Genomic DNA, 15,750 nt, shown 5'->3' with positions numbered 1-15,750 from the left:
ATTAGGATTATACTATGTCATATCTTAGACCTTACCTCGGTAATACCAAGATTGCTGATAATATACAATACCGCTTGCAAACCGTTCTTGATAATAAAGCGGTATTTAGATATGCCACAGAGAGCCAATATTGCTGTCAGGCAGAAAGGCTGTTACAAAATATTCTGCATACCCAACATGCCATCCTACTGACAAATGGTACTGTCGCGCTCAAAGCGGCTTTGCTTGGACTTAGGCCCAAAATAGGGCAATGGGTACTCATTCCTTCCATTTCATTTATTGCTACTGCCAATGCCGTGCTCAGTTGTGGATTAATCCCTGTTCTCGTTGATGTCGATGACAATGGCATGATGTGTCCAGAGGAATTAAACAAGACGTTAAATCAAATGGATACCAAACCTCTGGCAGTCATTGCCGTTCATTTGGAAGGCACTGCTGCTTCAATTGCTGAAATCGCCCAAATTTGCCAACAACATAATGTGTACCTGATTGAAGACTGTGCACAAGCGATGGGGGTAAAATATCAAAATCAGCCTGTGGGCACATTTGGCGAATATGGCTGTTTCAGTTTTCAGGCCAATAAATTAATCAGTAGCGGTGAGGGAGGTTTACTGATTGCCAAAAATAATTCTCTGTTCACCAATGCCTGCATGATGACTGACCACGGTGCTGAGCGTACAGCAGAAGGCTATCCAGATTGGAGCAATAGTATTGGTTTTGGTGACAATAATAAATTCAATGAAATACAAGCTGCATTACTGATTAACCAACTGGAAAATATTGAACAGTTTCGTGCCTTATTAATAGAGCGTTATCAAACAATCCTGCAACATTTACCCATAGATTGGATCACCCCACGCCCGGAGGGTACGATACCCGTTTCTGTCTGGTTAAAACGCAGCAAATTGCCCAAAGATCGCTTCAATTCAACCCTACTATATGATTGGCAAGCCTGGGATCTGGCTAACCATCCGATTATAAAAAATCAGCTTTCTCCCTACTCTGACCATTTCCCTTGGGCTCTGCAAGACAGTCCATTCCCTGCATCAGCATTAGAAAAACATAAAGTCATCGTGAGTGACCGCATTTGCCTCCCTGTACCTATTGATAATGCGACTTACGAAAATGTTTTACAGTGGGCTATGGAAGGGAACCTATCATGATATCAGACAAGAACTTTTTCACTCAGCTCAGCGGGAAAAATCAGCCTGTCCAATATGTGTTGGGAGGCTCTTGTATCTGTTACGCAAAAGGTGTACCTGCCCGACTTTCACTACAAGATTTGATCGATTCTGTGTTGCCAGCAATTATCGCTTCACAGCACAATTCCCCTGTTTATCTCTATTTTCAATCCCATGAAGCAATCATGATGGCCGACTTGTTGCATTTTGATCCTCAACAAGCTAACCACAAAACAATGAGAGAATGGTTAGAAGCCGGCATTGTTTATACTTTGGAGCAGCTTAACATCCCTTTACCCCCAATCTATTGGGTGGATACCTCCGAAGATAAGATCCGCCAGCATATTGATCAATTGGTTCCTCACATCAAGACGGTGTTGCCAACCTCAATGCTATATGGTCTCTACGCCAAAAAACCGGATGCTACTTATCCGCAGGGAACAGATGAAGAACAGATGATGTTGGATGTGTATTACCGCAACATTACCCTTTATACCCCCGAATTCCTCAGCACAGCACTTGAAATTTCTCCAGAGCAAACGCTGTTTGTGGAAAATACCACGCAACAAAAAGCAATCCAGATTTACTATCATGCCATTGGGCAGAATTGCAATATATTGCTTTACACCCCGCCACCAAACACACAAGGTAAGGAAATGTGTTTGGGCAATGGCAATCATAAAATCGAGTTACGTCTTACCGCAAAACAGATTATGCATCGTGCCGCTAAAATTGGTCATGACGATTATTATCAGACCGTCTTTAATCAGCATTCTATTGTAGATATCATGCGAGGCTGGCAATTAAAGGTATTAGGCAATGAAGCATAAAACTGTTGTTGTCATTAGAGGAACACCGGCAAGTGGTAAATCCACAACATGCAACCGCTTGAAAGATGTTATGCTGGCGCAGGGACTCACCGTCTCCTATTTACCATGGGATACTTTTCATCATTTTGTTGAACCAAGAACACACCTTACGCCAAAAATCATCATGGAAGATACCTTGCGGTTGTTAAAGGTTGCTGATGATTGCCTTGATGCGGGCAGTGACTTGATCATTCTGGATGGCGTATTCATTTATCCTGAAGAAATTGACGCTATCCATTCCCTATTTACGCGAAAAGGTGTTCGAATTCTGCATTATCGGCTCGTTGCGCAGGAACCAACACTGATTATCCGTAATCAGGAGCGAGCTTTAGAAGATCGTTTGCCAGCCTCCCGTATCAGAGAAGTCGCCCAGGATAGTTTATGGGATTACAATGTACCTCATGAAACTTTGCTTGATAGCGCGAAATATTCTCCAGACAGTATTGTCGCACTGATAAGCCAGGCAATTATGCAACAATCTGCACCAATAGCTTTTTTTACCAATCCAACCACATCTCATTTATGGCGTTTAGGAACAGCATTACGTTACCCTGAACTCCGGCGTTTTGAGCATGTTGATCTGGTTTGGCAAGAAGGTCAGCAACAGTGGCAAAGCAATACTTTCTTCGATTTCACTTTTACGGCCCAAGAAGAAAAAGCATTACTCTCTTTTTTAAAGCTGCAACCTGTTTTATTTAAGTATCTGAACGCAAAATCCCGCGCCTATTTCTACCTGCATGATTTAGCACAACAGCAGGGTTTACAATGTCATGAAGAGAGCAAATGGTCAGCCCCTATTGTCAACGTACCTCCTAAAACAACAGTCGCTGACTTTCTGATCCAGCACTCAACACGATTAAAACGCAGTCTTAAGAAAGCACGCACTCACCATACCGTCACCCGTTACAGTACATCGAGTCAAACTGAGCAATTGTGGCAAGATGCGCTGTATGTAGACACAAAAGGCTGGAAAACCATTCAACAGAGTGATATGCGCAGCCTGAGCCGTGAGGACCTCCAATATCTCCCCGGCCTGTTATCCAAAAGTAACCAATATCATCTGGCAGTCACTTATGACGATAACGGAACTCCTGGTGCCTGGTCATTGATGATAAAGAACGGTGCGGGTCAATGGTATGCCGCTAAATGGGGTTGTAGCTATCTGGGTAGAGAAAAATTAATGGGAATCAATTGTCTGATTAGTCATCTGGAAACGCTCTATTGCCCTTATACTGGCCTTCAACTTGATCTATGGGGCAGAGAAAATGAATTCTATGACCAGTTAGCCAATGAATATATTGAGCGTCTTCATCTCAGGATCACACCATGATATCTCACCGCAATCTACTCTCTTTGCAAGGTATACCGTCTCAGCAAGATGTCATGAATTATGGCTGTTCAGTACGAGACTTTTTCCGCGAAGATCTACAAGCCGTGGCGACTCAGGGCTATTGCCTGATGCCAGAGTGGATATGTCAAAGCATGGTTGAATCTGTTTACGCAGCCAATTGGCAACCACTCTTCTATCCTGTTTTACCACCAAAGCAAGCCAGCATGATTTTGCAAGCGGATATCCAGGCTACGATGGCAATGCTAAACTCTCTTCCACAACCATGTGCCATACTTCTCGCTCATCCTTTAGGTTATATCGATCCAGGCTGCATGGAATTTTTGCGAGAAATGCAAAACAACCCCAATATTCATGTATTTCTGGATCTTTCTCAGGGTTATGGAAAGAAAGATTGTTTACAGGAACTCCTGCATGTTCATGCCGCTTATTATTCTTTCAACGGCAATAAACTTATCCGTACTGGTGGAGCATTGCGCCTTCGCCTAACAAACAGAGAGCATATTCCCTCTTCTGTCAGAAATATTTTTACTACTTTTTACACCGCAGCCGAAGAAAAATTCGCGGCATTGAAAGAGCACCTACAATCTCACTTTATTGAAGATGATATCCACAATGTCTCACTGTACGCTTCTTACCAATCAAGCCCCTATCGTACTGTATTAAATTGGGAGAAATGTTCTCCCTCCCTGCAAACATTACTTAAACATCAGGGAATGGTTCAGCCGTTACTTGCCAAACCTCGACAAGAAAAAGAGCATGCCAGCTTAAATTATCATCAATGGTGTGAAAAAGTTATGTTGATGTTTAATTCACCAAGAGTTGAATGGAGTCAGTAAAATGTTAGAACTCAAACAAGTTACCCCTCAATCTCCCTTGTGGAATTCATTTCTTCATCTTTATGGAGAATATTTTCAACGCCATTGGCCAGAAGTCTTTGGGGATCAGTCAGAAGAGGCTATTGCAAAGGAAAACCATACTATCCTTGAACAACGCATCCTACAAGGTGACAGGGGGCTGTTTTTGTTGCTAACTGCCGGACAATTAGCGGGATTAGCCAATGTGTATCTTGAACGGGAAGAAAAAGTGACCCTGAATATTGCTGAATTTTATATCAGGGATGAATACCAGCGCCAGAAGCTGGGTTATGGGTTATGGCATGCCATGTTGCAATGGGGACGTCGCCACGGTGCCACATATGTTCATCTGGAGACAGATGCAGGAAAAAATGCCAACTTTTTTTGGCAATCTCATGGGCTTTCAAGCCATCAAGTAGATGGACGCATATACTACAATGGCCCCATCCCCCCGTTAAAGATACTGTGGATCAGACATGGGAAAATTATCTCGCTTGACCATTTAGATTACTGTCCTGAAGATAATGTGATCGCCCTTGATGCCACTTCAATCAAACAGGCTGAAGAAATTGGTAGACGAATATTAGGGAAACTTCCGTGGCAAAATATTTATACCTCACCGCAACGCCGGGCACTTGAAACTGCCAAAGCCCTCCGCTCAACATATAAATCTTGTTCAATACAAGAAACTGATGCGCTTTGTGAATTCTTTCCAGAAGAGCTTATTGGTATGAAACTTGCGGATATTCCGCATCGCTATGGTGAAGATTATGCTTATCGGTTACTGTATACCCCCCTTGATTCTCCTTTCAAAGATTCAGAACAGGTGATGGACGCGGCTGATAGAATCCATCGTTTTATTATGCAAATTGGCGATGAGCTTTCAACATCTTCTATGCGGATTATTATCTCCCATCAAAATTTGCACAATATTTTCTTAGCTCATTTAATGACAAATAATCTCAATCTTTCTGGACGATTACATCTTAATAACCTCCATGGTAGTACTTTTTTATATTGTCCTTATACCAAACAATTTGATATAGAAAATGTAAATATTCCTTTATGAGAGAACAATATGTTAAAAAATATTCCATATATTATTTTTGACGCAGACCCATTCTGTTTTGGCCCAATATCCACCACGTTAAATGTGGTGGAAAAATTAAAGCACCGGAATAAATTAACACCGGACACTAAATTTATTTTATTAGGCACACTGACTTCTTCTCAATTAGGTCAAAAATCCGGCCTATTTGATGAAATTTATGAATGTGATACCACTTCAGTTACAGAACTCTCACGCTATTCTGAGCTTATTTCTGGTGCAAGTTTGTATATCATTAATACTAACCTTAACTCGATTGATTTCGTTGTAAATTTTAATACATCAATCATCTATATCGACACGCTATTTTGGATGTGGGATAATCTTCATGTTGATCTGCACAAAATTGACAAGACATTTATTCAAGACTTTCATGGAATAGAACGCAATATTGAACGATTCCATGATAAGCTTGGTAATTATCAGGTTATTCCACCAATTCTTCACAATTCTCTGCAACAATGCATGATGGATGATCACCCTCCAGAAGGTATATTAATTACTCTTGGTGGCATTGATACAGTCTACGCTGATACAACAGATTTTTATTATCATTTCCTCGAAGAGTTATTGTCTATTCCCTATCTGCAAAATGAAACCAACATTACTATTGCAGGCGGGGGTAAAACTATCGTAAATTTGGCAGAAATATTTGCCAAAACACATCCTCATATCCATATTGGCTGTTTTTCAAGGCATGATTTCCTGCAAAAATTACACCGTGCTCGTAAGGTATTAGCCAATCCGGGTCTGACAACATTTTATGAATGTGTCGCTCTCAATAAAGATGTTTTTTTCTTACCACCACAAAACTATAGTCAACAATTACAATTAGAAGTGTATCTACAAAATTATTATAGTCATGAATACGGTTTATTATGGCAACCGGAATATGGTTATCCTGATATTCCCCCATATCTACCAGAGAAAGAAGGATTAGCATTAATTAAAAAATGCAATAACTTATTTATTAATAACCCTAAAGAAAGAAAACGTGCCATGAATAAAATAAGTCAATTTCTTGAAAAAGAAAAAAACAACACTAATTCCTGTCATGACATTTTTCAAAATAATTCAGATGATATCATTGCTGATTACATTGAAAATAGGTTCTCCAATCAAAAATTGTAATACATAACATAGCCATAAGTTAGATATAACACAACAATGAAAATGCAATTTATTCCAATAATAATTTTTTAATATCTGTATAAAAAATTATTATCATCTATTCATAAATATTAAAGCTTATTTCCATAAGAGGCGACCCTATGTCCATAATATTTTCTGATGTTAAAGTATTTGTTGGTGGCCCTATCCAACACGCATTGAAATTAAGGTTATTAGACAATAACTTACAAGTTCACATTAAATCTGCTATTCACCATCTGGAATCACTGGGTGCAGAAGTTTTTTCGGCTCATCGTACAGAGCAATTTGGCGAAACAACACACTTATTTACTCCTGAGGAAGTTTCCCAGCGGGATCGCCAATGGATGGAACAATGTGACATTTTTGTTGCCATTTTGCCTGTCTGCCCACAACAGAAACAACTAATAAGAACAGATGGCACCCATATTGAGTTAGGTTGGGCTTCCGCCTTAAAACGTCCTATCATATTAGTCACCGAAAAACCCTTTGATAACTCTGCCAGCCATCTACTAAAAGGCCTGTCTGCTATTGCTCAGGTTCATCATGTTCCCCTGAATGATTTTGAACATGATCCGGCTATATTAAGCCATACCATTCAGTATATAGTAGAAGAGAAAGTTACCCAAAAAACCTCAGCCGTCGCATGAAACCAGGAAATAGTAGGGGCTAACGCCCCTATTCACCAAATTTTACTTATTATGGATGATTATCTGAATTATGGTAAACCCATTCGCTATGCCAGCTAATTAATTCGTCACGTAATTTTTCTGGTAATACCGCAACATGACACCCTTCTATTGCGCCTGCTAATGCAAGCAATAAACTGACATTTGTTTTTTTCCTATGTTGCTGGAGTTTGAGGTAAGTCGCTTTTGCCCCCAATATTCGTAATTCTTCTACTTTAGAAATACCTACTTTCCATAATTGCCTTTCTAAAGCAATCCCTAAGTTAGGGAGATCTTTCAGCCTAAGAGGCATTTTCTGCCTATCAATTATTTCCTTGATTGTGTATTGGTAGGCTAAATTTACATATTCAAATAACTGTTTTTGATCCTGCCAAAGTAATTCATTAACACGGTAATACCGCAAAGTCACAGGTATTCCTCTTTTTGAATAAATAAATTTTTCCATTCCCCTGGCTTTAAATAGTACCTCAGCATGACTATTTCCTCGTAAATAAAGCTCTCCATCAGAACTGATAGCAAATAAAACATCATCAATTAATAATCCAATGCCGCCAAATTGAGATTTTTTCTTAAGCGTTCCCAGTGAAGATACACCATGTTGCAATTGAGCAAAACGATCCCCAGATAAAAACATTTTTTATCACTCCATGAATCACATTCCAAAGTAATGTTTAATCATGCCTTCTGTTAATAAAATAGATAACTAGAACAATTAATTAAAACCATACGCAATCTACTCCCAACTGCCAATCGTTAAGGCAGAAAAATCCCAATTTCTGTAAATTTTTGCGAAGCGCTTTGAAAAAAAGAGACTTGCTTTTAATCAAATATCGTTATACTGTATAAATGTACAGCTTATTATGGCGAGGAACATTATGAGCATCCGATTAGCATGGGAATATCTCATCGAGAAAAAAACAACAGCTACTGACACAACCGTAGACGAACATAAAACAGACAAAACAATGGTTGGGATGACCATGAAAAGAATGTCTTTTGTGAAACTACCTCAATGCACTGCACACATGATAAAAGGCATGGTCAGTGAGCTGGTTTACAACGAACACCAGCCTGTCATTAATCACATTCTTCTACCTTTATTGCACCAGTCTGGAAAAGAAAATCGATGGTTACTTTGGGTAAATCCTAATAAGAGGTTAAGTCGCCAATGGTTAATAGATGCTGGGCTTCCCTTAAATAAAGTTATCCAACTAAACCAAATTCGCCCTATTGCTTCAATTAATGCCATGGAAAAAGCGTTGGCAAGCGGTAATTATAGCGTTGTATTGGGTTGGTTACCGGAATTATCAGAATATCAATTAAATACGCTACAAATAGCGGCGCAAAAGGGTATTACTCTTGGTTTTATTATGCGACCACAAAATTTATCACATCCATTTATTGCGCAATCGAATAGGCTACAAATTTACTCTAATTATTATCATTGACTAAAATTAGGATTAATCTCAATATTTTTTATGAAAATTAAGCTACCCATTGATAATCATTATTGTTTGCAATGAAAATCAATATATTAATACTGTAATTATTGTAAACATTCGTCAAAAACATTTATGTTTTGTCAGTCGGTAATTAAATTTTTTGTGTCATGAATCACAGTGCACTTGTAACTTTTTAACTTCGTTGTAGACTTTACACAGTTTAGGGAGTTGTGCTGACCGCTCTTATATTTCAGAACACATCTTCTGATTAAAGCATGGTTACCTAACAGAACATTTTAACCAGTGGCTAACAATAAGGCTTTTAAAGCCAATTGCCTATTTGGATGATAACGAGGCGTAAAATGAAAAAGACAGCTATCGCAGTAGCAGTGGCAGTAGCAGCTTTCGCAACTGTTGCTCAAGCAGCTCCAAAGGACAACACTTGGTATACCGGCGCTAAGCTGGGTTGGTCTCAATACCATGACGCAAATTTCTACGGTAATGGTTATGATAACCGGATTGGCAACGGTTCTCCCCATAAAAACCAGTTAGGTGCGGGTGCTTATGTCGGTTATCAAGTAACCCCATACTTAGGCTTTGAACTGGGTTACGATTGGTTAGGGCGCATAGCTTATAAAGGCAGCACTGATAATGGCGCTTTCCGTGCCCAAGGCGTTCAGTTGACTACTAAACTCAGTTATCCAGTACTGGACAATCTGGATGTTTATACTCGTCTTGGTGGTATGGTATGGCGTGCAGACTCTTCTGCGACCTACAATTCCAATGCATTAGCTGGAACGGGTCCAAAAGACCAACGTAGACTGAAAAACGACGACACGGGTGTTTCTCCTCTGGCCGCGATTGGTGTCGAATACGCATTGACAAAAAACCTGGCAACCCGTCTGGACTATCAGTGGGTTAACAACATCGGTGATGCCACCACCGTTGGTGCCCGCCCAGATAACGGCCTGCTGAGTGTTGGTGTTTCTTACCGTTTCGGACAAGATGAAGCTGCGCCGATCGTTACCCCAGTAGCACCTCCAGTTGTGCCTGCGCCAGCGCCTGTGGTTGAAAGCAAGAGCTTTACCCTGCGCTCTGATGTTCTGTTCAATTTCAACAAATCGACACTGAAAGCAGAAGGTCAGCAGGAACTGGACAACCTGTATAACCAACTGGCTAAAATCGATCCAACCCAAGGCAAGGTTCTGGTAGTCGGTCACACTGACCGTATTGGTAGCCAAAATTACAACCTGCCACTTTCTCAGAAACGGGCTCAGTCTGTGGTAGATTATCTGGTTGCTAAAGGTATTCCGGCAGATAGTATCCAGGCAGAAGGCCGCGGTAAGGAAAACCCTGTCACTGGTTCTACTTGTGACAAAATTAAAGTTCGTTCTAAACTTATCGACTGCCTGGCTCCAGATCGTCGTGTAGTCATCAACATTCAGGGCACTACTGAAGTTGTGACTCAGCCAAAAGCTGCTCAGTAAGGCTATTCTGATCAATTCATTAAAAACCCCATTTAAAATGGGGTTTTTATCAGTAGACTTATTTCCCTAATATTGCTTCCAGATCCTGCTTCAAACTCGACATTTGGTGAGTATACTTTTCCCGATATTCAGCATCTTCCAATAGCTGTATGATTGTTTCTGACAGGGTATTGCCACGACGTCGGGATAGCGCTGAAAGCCGCTGCCAAACACGAAAATCCAAGTCAATGGATTTCTTACGCGAGTGTTGGTGTTCAGCATTAAAATGACGTTTACGCCGTGCCCGAATCGTTTGCTTCATTCGATTGGACAAATCCGGATTCATATGCAGAGCAATCCATTTCAGTACCTTGACTGGCTCGCTTTCTAAATTCATTAATTCATTGACCGCATCTTGCGCAGCACTTTTTTCAATGTATTTAGTAATCGACTCACCTTCACGGTGTTTTTTTGCCAAATAAGCCCATTTCCAGCCACATTCCAGATTTTCCAATTGTTGATATTTCATTTCATCTCTCAGTGACAGCGTAACTTCAATTAAGCATAGCAACTATTTCTTTAAATTGCCTATAACAACACAGAATATTGGCATATTTTACAGGCAATGAAAGCGCTGGCTCAAATGTCGTTTCTTTCAAAATTCTGGCATGTCGGTTCACTGCCTAATCTTGTATAATAAATGTTTCCCTTTTCACTATATGATGTAGCTATCACCTTGACGAATATAAAACTAGACTGGCAGGCATTACAGCCAAACAATGCGCCTTATCAGGCACTCTTTAATTCTGTCGCTGAATTGACCCCCATCACAGTGGATGTGGTTCAACCCAGGCTGCATAGTGGGTTATCCCTTTTTTGTCAGTCCTCCCTGCGTCAACCTTTTATGCTGCTGAAAGCAGAAGAAAGTGATGTTTATCTGTCTTTTCTATCCAATACTATTTCCTCTTTGCTGCCGGAGAGCTATCCAAATATCGGTGGTTATTACCAGATAGAACACCAAACCATCACCTGGCACTCTTCAGGAGAAGGTATTTTTGCGCCAACTGAACGAGTTGCTTACCGTGAGTGGATTGAGCCAGAACAATTATTTGGCAATGTCTATACGCACCAAGGGATACTTCAACTGCAACCGGGCCTTATCCATCAAGTCAATGGTGGTATCTTGATTTTGCCTTTGCGCACCCTACTCTCTCAGCCATTGATGTGGATTCGTCTCAAGCAAATGATTATTCAGCGCCGTTTTGACTGGCTGTCACACGATGAAAATCGTTCCCTGCCATTGCCGATACCTTCAATGGAATTAGATTTGCGTCTGATTTTAGTCGGTGACAGGCTCAGTCTTGAAGAGTTACAGGCTACTGAACCTGAGCTGGCAAGCAGTGCATTGTATGGCGAATTTGAGCTGGATATGTCCTTTCATGCAGAAGATGATCTGACAATATGGTGCCAGTACGTTAATGGAATCATTCAGCAACAAAACTTACCTCCATTAAGTGCTGATGCCTGGCCTGAGTTGATTAAACTTGCTACCCGTTACACAGAAGATCAATTCCGGTTACCTCTGGATATTCAATGGATACAGCAAAAATTGGCAGCCGCTGCCAATTATCAGCAGGAAAAACAGATCACCAAACATTCCCTGCAACAAGCGGAAGATAATCGTACCTGGCGTCATAGTTATTTGGCTGAACGCAGCATAGATGAAATTCTGAAAGGCCAGATATTGATTCGCACACAAGGCTCAGTTATCGGCCAAATCAATGGGCTATCTGTACTCGAATATCCTGGACATCCTGATCCAATGGGTGAGCCTTCTCGTATCAGTTGTGTTGCTCACTTAGGAGATGGGGAATTTATCGATGTAGAACGCAAGGTTGAATTAGGCGGCAATATTCATGCAAAAGGCATGATGATCATGCAAGCTTATTTAATTTCTGAATTGAAATTAGAGCAGCCACAACCGTTCTCTGCTTCGATTGTATTTGAACAATCCTATGGTGAAGTGGATGGCGACAGTGCTTCACTCGCCGAATTGTGTGCCCTTATCAGCGCCTTGTCACAACAACCTATCGACCAGCAAATTGCCGTTACTGGTGCCGTAGATCAATTTGGTTATGTCCAACCTATTGGTGGCGTTAATGAAAAAATTGAGAGTTTCTTCCGTATATGTCACTACCGAGGGTTAACCGGTCATCAGGGTGTCATTATTCCAACCGCAAATGTTCAACATTTGTGCCTAAATCAAGATGTTATTGATGCGGTAAAGAATGAGCAATTTCATATTTGGGCAGTTGAGCATGTTTCTGAGACTATATCATTGTTAACGGGTATTCCTTATTGTGATCCACAAAAAGAACACTTGTTAGCTATGATATGTGAACGCATTGTACAAGCTAATATTCAAGAACGACCTCGGCTTCCTTGGTTTCTCCGCTGGCTAGATTGACTCCATTGTTATCTGATCGGAGTTGTTGGGCGTACAAGTGTACGCTATTCTCTAGCCCTACACGATTATAAGGCTATCTGAGAATATGTTTAAAAAACAAGAGTCCTACACGAAAGAAGAACTTCAAGCCTCTGGGCAAGGTAAATTGTTTGGTGAAAATGGGCCACCGCTGCCTTCTGGCAATATGCTGATGATGGATCGCGTCACGAAAATGACAGAAACCGGCGGTATTTACGATAAGGGGTATATCGAGGCTGAACTCGATATCAACCCTGAGTTGTGGTTTTTTCGATTGTCATTTTGTCAATGATCCTGTCATGCCCGGCTGCCTCGGCCTTGATGCCATGTGGCAGCTTGTCGGTTTCTTCCTGGGCTGGATCGGTGGAGAAGGTAAAGGCCGTGCACTTGGCGTTGGGGAAGTCAAATTTACTGGTCAGGTATTACCAACAGCCCAAAAAGTGACCTATCGCATTAATTTCAAGCGTGTCATTAATCGCAAATTAATTATGGGTCTGGCTGATGGTGAAGTTCTGGTAGATGGCAAACTGATTTATACTGCGACTGATTTGAAAGTAGGCTTGTTTAAGGATACTAGTGCCTTTTAATCAACTTTTATTATAGCCTCTCTGTCTCCAATGCTGAGCACCTCCGCTACTGCGGAGGTGTTTCGCCTTTTTGATTAACTCACACACGATCTTCTTGTGCTTGGCGCCATCCCCCTAACCAATACGAACGAGCATCCAATGAATGATAAGGACAATGTTCCCGTGACCGTCCCAAAATGCCTGCATAATAGCCTCTGGAAAGTGCTCTTGCTAAACGGTCTCTTTTCTGTCTTTTCATGCCTTACTTCCTCACTTGTTACTATGAAAATAAAACAATGATCGTTTTTATCCGATTGGTTCTTATGCATACTCGGTTAACGTTGCAAAGAGAGTTGCCTGGCAATGGATTTGACTAACTGGCTATACCCCTCAGCTAAAGTAAGCACTAATTCAGTGTAGCCATCTTTTTCCTGTTTCAACTTAAGGCTGAATGGCCGCCTAATCACTCTGTCTGAGTTAGACAATAGCCAATAGCCTTCAATCAATACCTGACCATCATAGCGCCCGTGAAAAGCAGTTATTGTGATATCCAGAGCGTCTGCATCTTTTTCTAATTCCTGCTGGGAAACCAAACGATGTGGAAATGCTGCACTCAGTTCTGAAATCAATACTTGTTGTAACTGTTGCTGCAATGGGCTAGCCCATAAATGGTTCGATGCACTGATATAGCTCACCTCCCCCGTCTGATACACAATTCCTGGAGCGGCAAGGTAGTCAGAAAGGTTAACCCTTTTTATCCACAACTGCCGTTCATGTTTAGCGCCCAATTTACCTTCCTGCAATACCCGGTTAGCTAAGACCGGTAACTGATAATATGTTTTTGATGACTGGCTATCGCTGCATCCCGCAATAAGCCCAGTTCCAACAATAAACACACTGGCGGAAATAAAAAATGCCAATTTTGAAATCAATTTTTTCATCAGTTAGGCGCCTTTTTGGGTTCAGGATCTTTTATCGCTTCAGCTTCAAATACCAATGCATTACTCTTGTTATTGAGAGTCTTCAAAACAGGTTGTAATTCACGTAATACCTGCTCCAACTGTTGCATATTATCCATCAGCTTACTATAAGCTGGTGAGCCTGGCTGGATCCCCTGCATACTGCGGTTCAACTCATGTAATGTATTTTGTATATCTTTAGGCAGTTCCTGTGCTTCCTTACTCGCCAGAACGCGATTTAATTCATCCATTGTTTTCTGCGCTGTTTTGATTGCTTTTTGACTTTCTTTAAGCGTCTGTGTTGCCTGAACAAGCACCGGTTCAATCGGCATATTGTTGATCTTATCCAGCACCGTAGTGACTTTTTGTTGAATTTGCGCCAAGCCACTACTTACTGTAGGCAAAGTCTTATAACCCGCGATTTCATATGGGCCTTTCCAGGGTTTCTCATGAGTGAAAAAGTCCAGATCAATAAACAACGCACCTGTAAGTAAATTGCCTGGTTTCAAAGTAGCTCTCAACCCCTTGGTAATAGTTTCCTTCAATTCTTTGTCTGTGTTGAATCCATTACCTAACTCTTTCACGAATCGCCCAGGCTCTACATGAATCAATATAGGAATACGGAAGTCATTGTCGATGCGCTGCTTAATATCTTCACTATAAAAAGGAACTCTTGCTACCGTCCCTACTCGAATACCACGGAATTCGACAGGCGCTCCCGGCTGTAAGCCACGAACAGAATCAGAGAAAAACAGTAAAAAGTCTGTATGCTCTGTATACAGCGCGTTTTGGATACTTTTTTCGCTATCGTAGAGTTTAAAGACCTCTTTTTCCTTCACTGAATTACCCAATTCCCAACCTTTTGGTACATCAAAACTAACGCCCCCGCCAAACAAAGTCGATAATGAAGTAACTTCAACCCGTATACCTTGTGATGACATATCAAATGTGACACCACTGTCTTTCCAGAATCTGACATTCGTAGTCAGTAAAGCATCATAAGGTGATTTAACGAAAATTTGGTAACGAACCAATCGGGATGTTGGATCAAAGGTACTGGCCTCAACTGAACCCACACGATATCCCCGAAATAGCACTGGATCTCCGGGAGTTAATCGTCCTGCTTTTTCACTGGTCAAAATCAGACGAATGCCTTTTGCATCAGGGGAAGCAAGCGGTGGGGCATCAAGCAATGAAAAGCGGTTTTCTTCTCCTCCTAGTGTGCCGGGTTGTAATTCGATAAAAACACCGGACAGTAATGTACTTAGACCAGAAACTCCTTCACGGCCAATCTGAGGTTTCACAACCCAGAAAGCAGTATCTGTGCGTAGCAAGCGACTCATCCCATCATTTAGACGGGCTTTAATGATAACTTGCCCCAGGTTTTCGCTCAAAGACACGTTTTCGACAACACCCACGTCAACGCTGCGGCTTTTAATTTTAGTTTTACCTGCCTCAATACCTTCAGCATTAGAAGTAATCAATGTGACTTCTGGCCCCTGATGACTGAAATGATAAAACAGTATCCAAGCCCCAATCAGTACGGTGATAATTGGTACGATCCATACCGGTGACCAACTCTTAAGTTTACGAATTCTGGCCTGAGTCAGATCTTCTTCTTTATCCGTCAC

The 15,750-nt window shown here is 41.2% G+C and carries 15 protein-coding genes and 1 pseudogene; 11 read left to right on the top strand and 5 right to left on the bottom strand.

What is annotated here, in order from left to right:
* Positions 1 to 14: 14 nt before the first annotated feature.
* The 7 genes from BDE27_RS12150 to BDE27_RS12120 all read left to right on the top strand — a co-directional run bounded on the left by BDE27_RS12150 (position 15) and on the right by BDE27_RS12120 (position 7,162).
* On the top strand, positions 15 to 1,163 hold the full coding sequence (locus BDE27_RS12150; protein ID WP_099133328.1) for a DegT/DnrJ/EryC1/StrS family aminotransferase: 1,149 nt from the start codon (positions 15 to 17) through the stop codon (positions 1,161 to 1,163).
* A complete protein-coding gene (locus BDE27_RS12145) occupies positions 1,160 to 2,011 on the top strand; it encodes a hypothetical protein (protein ID WP_099133326.1) in 852 nt (283 codons plus the stop codon). The genes BDE27_RS12150 and BDE27_RS12145 overlap by 4 nt, the downstream gene beginning before the upstream one ends.
* Positions 2,001 to 3,380 (top strand): P-loop nucleotide/nucleoside kinase family protein, encoded by a 1,380-nt coding sequence (locus tag BDE27_RS12140; RefSeq protein WP_099133324.1) that lies wholly within the window; start codon positions 2,001 to 2,003, stop codon positions 3,378 to 3,380. Before BDE27_RS12145 ends, BDE27_RS12140 begins: the two co-directional genes overlap by 11 nt.
* Positions 3,377 to 4,237, top strand: coding sequence for a hypothetical protein (locus BDE27_RS12135; protein ID WP_099133322.1), 861 nt, complete (start codon positions 3,377 to 3,379; stop codon positions 4,235 to 4,237). The genes BDE27_RS12140 and BDE27_RS12135 overlap by 4 nt, the downstream gene beginning before the upstream one ends.
* A gap of 1 nt (position 4,238) precedes the next feature.
* Entirely contained in the window at positions 4,239 to 5,324 is a 1,086-nt protein-coding gene (locus BDE27_RS12130; RefSeq protein ID WP_099133321.1) for a GNAT family N-acetyltransferase, read from the top strand.
* A gap of 9 nt (positions 5,325 to 5,333) precedes the next feature.
* Positions 5,334 to 6,494 carry a hypothetical protein gene (locus BDE27_RS12125; RefSeq protein ID WP_099133319.1) on the top strand — a complete coding sequence of 387 codons (1,161 nt, stop codon included), beginning with the start codon at positions 5,334 to 5,336 and terminating at the stop codon, positions 6,492 to 6,494.
* Between the two features lie 140 nt (positions 6,495 to 6,634).
* Positions 6,635 to 7,162: a nucleoside 2-deoxyribosyltransferase gene (locus tag BDE27_RS12120; protein WP_099133317.1), complete on the top strand. Its 528-nt coding sequence runs from the start codon at positions 6,635 to 6,637 to the stop codon at positions 7,160 to 7,162.
* 49 nt (positions 7,163 to 7,211) lie between these two features.
* Here BDE27_RS12120 and BDE27_RS12115 read toward each other — a convergent pair whose 3' ends face one another.
* Positions 7,212 to 7,835 (bottom strand): TfoX/Sxy family DNA transformation protein, encoded by a 624-nt coding sequence (locus BDE27_RS12115; RefSeq protein WP_099133315.1) that lies wholly within the window; start codon positions 7,833 to 7,835, stop codon positions 7,212 to 7,214.
* Positions 7,836 to 8,076: 241 nt separating this feature from the next.
* Between BDE27_RS12115 and sulA the strand changes: the two genes are divergently transcribed.
* Positions 8,077 to 8,649 (top strand): SOS-induced cell division inhibitor SulA, encoded by a 573-nt coding sequence (gene sulA / locus BDE27_RS12110; RefSeq protein WP_099133314.1) that lies wholly within the window; start codon positions 8,077 to 8,079, stop codon positions 8,647 to 8,649.
* A gap of 356 nt (positions 8,650 to 9,005) precedes the next feature.
* Entirely contained in the window at positions 9,006 to 10,130 is a 1,125-nt protein-coding gene (gene ompA / locus BDE27_RS12105) for a porin OmpA (protein ID WP_099133313.1), read from the top strand.
* A gap of 58 nt (positions 10,131 to 10,188) precedes the next feature.
* Here the strand turns inward: ompA and matP are convergent, their stop codons facing one another.
* Positions 10,189 to 10,638, bottom strand: a complete 450-nt coding sequence (gene matP / locus BDE27_RS12100; RefSeq protein ID WP_099133311.1) for a macrodomain Ter protein MatP — start codon at positions 10,636 to 10,638, stop codon at positions 10,189 to 10,191.
* A gap of 207 nt (positions 10,639 to 10,845) precedes the next feature.
* Between matP and BDE27_RS12095 the strand changes: the two genes are divergently transcribed.
* Both BDE27_RS12095 and fabA read left to right on the top strand, forming a co-directional pair.
* On the top strand, positions 10,846 to 12,576 hold the full coding sequence (locus BDE27_RS12095) for an AAA family ATPase (RefSeq protein WP_099133348.1): 1,731 nt from the start codon (positions 10,846 to 10,848) through the stop codon (positions 12,574 to 12,576).
* A gap of 85 nt (positions 12,577 to 12,661) precedes the next feature.
* Positions 12,662 to 13,181: pseudogene (gene fabA / locus BDE27_RS12090) on the top strand (bifunctional 3-hydroxydecanoyl-ACP dehydratase/trans-2-decenoyl-ACP isomerase).
* Between the two features lie 79 nt (positions 13,182 to 13,260).
* On the opposite strand, the gene rmf reads toward fabA, so the two are convergent.
* From rmf to pqiB, 3 genes are all read right to left on the bottom strand, one after another.
* Complete coding sequence (gene rmf, locus BDE27_RS12085) at positions 13,261 to 13,419, bottom strand: ribosome modulation factor (RefSeq protein ID WP_099133307.1); 159 nt, start codon at positions 13,417 to 13,419, stop codon at positions 13,261 to 13,263.
* Positions 13,420 to 13,495: 76 nt separating this feature from the next.
* Positions 13,496 to 14,101, bottom strand: coding sequence for a membrane integrity-associated transporter subunit PqiC (pqiC, locus tag BDE27_RS12080; protein WP_099133305.1), 606 nt, complete (start codon positions 14,099 to 14,101; stop codon positions 13,496 to 13,498).
* Positions 14,101 to 15,750: an intermembrane transport protein PqiB gene (gene pqiB, locus BDE27_RS12075; RefSeq protein ID WP_099133304.1), complete on the bottom strand. Its 1,650-nt coding sequence runs from the start codon at positions 15,748 to 15,750 to the stop codon at positions 14,101 to 14,103. The genes pqiC and pqiB overlap by 1 nt, the downstream gene beginning before the upstream one ends.

This window comes from Xenorhabdus ehlersii (genome assembly GCF_003610465.1).
Taxonomy (GTDB): domain Bacteria; phylum Pseudomonadota; class Gammaproteobacteria; order Enterobacterales; family Enterobacteriaceae; genus Xenorhabdus; species Xenorhabdus ehlersii.
Note: the sequence above shows the minus strand (reverse complement) of the source record. Positions and strands in the feature narration are given on the sequence as shown.

Coding starts and splice junctions, on each gene's coding strand:
- BDE27_RS12140 (WP_099133324.1), top strand. CDS start 2,001: ATGAAGCATAAAACTGTTGTTGTCATTAGAGGAACACCGGCAAGTGGT.
- BDE27_RS12135 (WP_099133322.1), top strand. CDS start 3,377: ATGATATCTCACCGCAATCTACTCTCTTTGCAAGGTATACCGTCTCAG.
- BDE27_RS12115 (WP_099133315.1), bottom strand. CDS start 7,835: ATGTTTTTATCTGGGGATCGTTTTGCTCAATTGCAACATGGTGTATCT.
- sulA (WP_099133314.1), top strand. CDS start 8,077: ATGAGCATCCGATTAGCATGGGAATATCTCATCGAGAAAAAAACAACA.
- BDE27_RS12150 (WP_099133328.1), top strand. CDS start 15: ATGTCATATCTTAGACCTTACCTCGGTAATACCAAGATTGCTGATAAT.
- pqiC (WP_099133305.1), bottom strand. CDS start 14,101: ATGAAAAAATTGATTTCAAAATTGGCATTTTTTATTTCCGCCAGTGTG.
- BDE27_RS12120 (WP_099133317.1), top strand. CDS start 6,635: ATGTCCATAATATTTTCTGATGTTAAAGTATTTGTTGGTGGCCCTATC.
- BDE27_RS12145 (WP_099133326.1), top strand. CDS start 1,160: ATGATATCAGACAAGAACTTTTTCACTCAGCTCAGCGGGAAAAATCAG.
- BDE27_RS12125 (WP_099133319.1), top strand. CDS start 5,334: ATGTTAAAAAATATTCCATATATTATTTTTGACGCAGACCCATTCTGT.
- ompA (WP_099133313.1), top strand. CDS start 9,006: ATGAAAAAGACAGCTATCGCAGTAGCAGTGGCAGTAGCAGCTTTCGCA.
- BDE27_RS12130 (WP_099133321.1), top strand. CDS start 4,239: ATGTTAGAACTCAAACAAGTTACCCCTCAATCTCCCTTGTGGAATTCA.
- matP (WP_099133311.1), bottom strand. CDS start 10,638: ATGAAATATCAACAATTGGAAAATCTGGAATGTGGCTGGAAATGGGCT.
- rmf (WP_099133307.1), bottom strand. CDS start 13,419: ATGAAAAGACAGAAAAGAGACCGTTTAGCAAGAGCACTTTCCAGAGGC.